Below are 2,353 nucleotides of genomic sequence, written 5' to 3' on the forward strand. Positions count from 1 at the left end.
AGTTTAAAGAGGAAATAAATTCATTAAAGAATACAAAATATTCAAGTATTTATGTTGTAGTTTGTCTTATCGAACAAGCAGTTTTCTTAGAATTGTTAAAAGACCTTACACAATTGATATCGAATGATAAAATAAGATTATTGTTTTATGCTGGTGGAGGTATTTTATCCTTCGTTATTATGTCGAAGATTCTTGATATGCTTGTAAAAAAAGCAGGAAAAAAGATTGAAGATGATGTATTAATGGAGATGCAAAGTAAGGGAGAGTATGTACCTGAAAAAACTGATAAAATAGTAGAATGTGCGACTATGTTGGGTTATATGAGTCCTTTTTTATGTGTTAGTACATGGATTTCTGGAATTGAAAATACTCAGATTTGTAAGTGGGGGATTATTATTTTGGTACATATTTTGGGAATAGGAATTCCTTTACTTGTTAAAAAGAAAAAGTAGAATATACATATGTATTACTAATAATGTCCTATTACCAGTTTTTGATAATAGGACATACAATGATTGGCTATTAACTTGGGTTAAACCAATTCATAGCATTTACATATTCCTGTAATCCATTAGGTTTGCAAGCCAATTCAGCATATAGCAGAGGACTTTCCTGTGCCAGCCGATATAGATACGCGATATCATCGGGTGTATCAAGAAAAATAGTTGAATTACATTTTTCACAACTGATAGTAAGAGGCGAGTTGGTATATGTATCATTAATGGCATTAACAATAACGGAATCTGTATCAGGTTCATACATACCAAACAGGTAACTAGGGTTATTTTGTTTCATCTGTATATAACAAAGTGAATATATATGGTGCTACATTAAGAATGCCAACATTAAAAAACGGTACTTATAAATTTGCTTTAAAACCGAATAAGAATTTTACAATCAATACCGCTAAATTACAGCAGACTTATGGAAACACAGCAAGAAATGTAAATATTAAGAATGCAAAGAAAGTTAAGATAACGAAGGATGCGTATTTCATGTTTATGATGAAATACAAAAACATGGACATTGTGAATGTATGTTTCCAAGGATAAGAATCACAGATACCTGATACAAGAAAAGACAAATCATATAATTTTTTCAGAAACAACAATTTAAACATCATTTCTGGTTCTTTCGCTGGACGACCAAAATGTTCACAGTACTGTTTACGTAACATAGGATTTACAAAACTAAAATCTACATTTGCTTTAATTCTACGCAGAAGATGATTGGCAGGAATGATTACTTCATAAATCCCCTGATAAAGTGACAATGATAGTTTTAACTGTGAATTATCTCTCAACATCGAAGAATCCCCCTTCCTACTTATATTTGCGTTATGAAAAGGATGAAAGCAGACAAGAGTTTTGGATATAACTATGATACTGACCGTTTTGAATCAGACAGCCGTAAGGAAGATGATATCTTTTTAAATTTAGAGATGCTCTGTGAAAATAAAATCGAAACATCTGACCGATCTGAAGGAGCTATAAGTCGAAATGATCGTATAAAAGCCATGGAGAACATGGTACATTCCCTGATCAGTGACCGATTACTGGAACTCAGTAAGTATGTATTGCTGGATCCAATCGGCAAAAGTTCAATGCAGACTGACGGATATCAGGTGCTCATTAACTAGGAGGCAGATATGAGATTTAGAAAAAATGTGCCTGCGGAGCACAGAGAATTCCTGCAGGAACAGTTAAAGCAATACAAAAAAGAAATGACCATGACGAAAAATGAGTTACATGAATTGGAAAAATGGGTAGCCAGTGGACGAAGCCCATATGATAACGGGGACTATATTTATAGCGAAAACGGATGCCCAATGGACTTTGTCAGCGCAATGCGTTTCCAGGATGAAATGTATGAATGGTGGATGAGTCTTTCAGAAGAAGAACGAGAACAAGAATTAAGGGAGCTTTGCGGGGATTATGATACTGTTTCAGACAGCATAATCATAGATACTGAATGGAGTGATCCGGCAATGGATCCGGATGCTGAACTTCCGTTCAGCTGATGCACTTGACGGGTCAATTCACAGTGTAAAAAATCGGATTTACATACAGAAATGACCCACTTGAAAATCAGGTGATTTCTGAATTCAGGTGGGTCAGAATTAAACATAAAAGTGGGTCAATTTTACTTGACAATCAACAAGAAGAAGCCCCGAATTGTACGCTACTACAATTCGGGGCTTCGTTCTTTGCTACAAGTATTTTTGGGATTACTTTTTGCCTATTGGCATTATATTATATGTAAATCTGAAAATCAATATACCGATAAATGGGAAATCGAGAAGAAAAATATTCTGTTTTTTTGGAATAAAAAATGCGAGTGCATTTTGAAACCT

General features: G+C 34.2%; 2 protein-coding genes and 1 pseudogene. 2 read left to right on the forward strand and 1 reads right to left on the reverse strand.

Going from position 1 to position 2,353, the window contains the following annotated elements; translation table 11 throughout:
- Nucleotides 1-452: hypothetical protein (locus tag NCY57_RS16475; protein WP_250789860.1), on the forward strand; the 452-nt coding region annotated here is incomplete at its 5' end.
- A 626-nt stretch (nucleotides 453-1,078) separates the two neighbouring features.
- Here the strand turns inward: NCY57_RS16475 and NCY57_RS16480 are convergent.
- Nucleotides 1,079-1,306, reverse strand: a pseudogene (locus NCY57_RS16480) (transposase); the annotation flags it as partial.
- Between the two features lie 342 nt (nucleotides 1,307-1,648).
- Here NCY57_RS16480 and NCY57_RS16485 point away from each other — a divergent pair.
- Nucleotides 1,649-2,020 carry a hypothetical protein gene (locus NCY57_RS16485; protein WP_250789861.1) on the forward strand — a complete coding sequence of 124 codons (372 nt, stop codon included), beginning with the start codon at nucleotides 1,649-1,651 and terminating at the stop codon, nucleotides 2,018-2,020.
- Nucleotides 2,021-2,353 lie beyond the last annotated feature (333 nt).

It is taken from the genome of Blautia sp. MB18-30 (assembly GCF_023669475.1).
GTDB classification, from domain to species: Bacteria; Bacillota; Clostridia; order Lachnospirales; family Lachnospiraceae; genus Blautia_A; species Blautia_A fusiformis.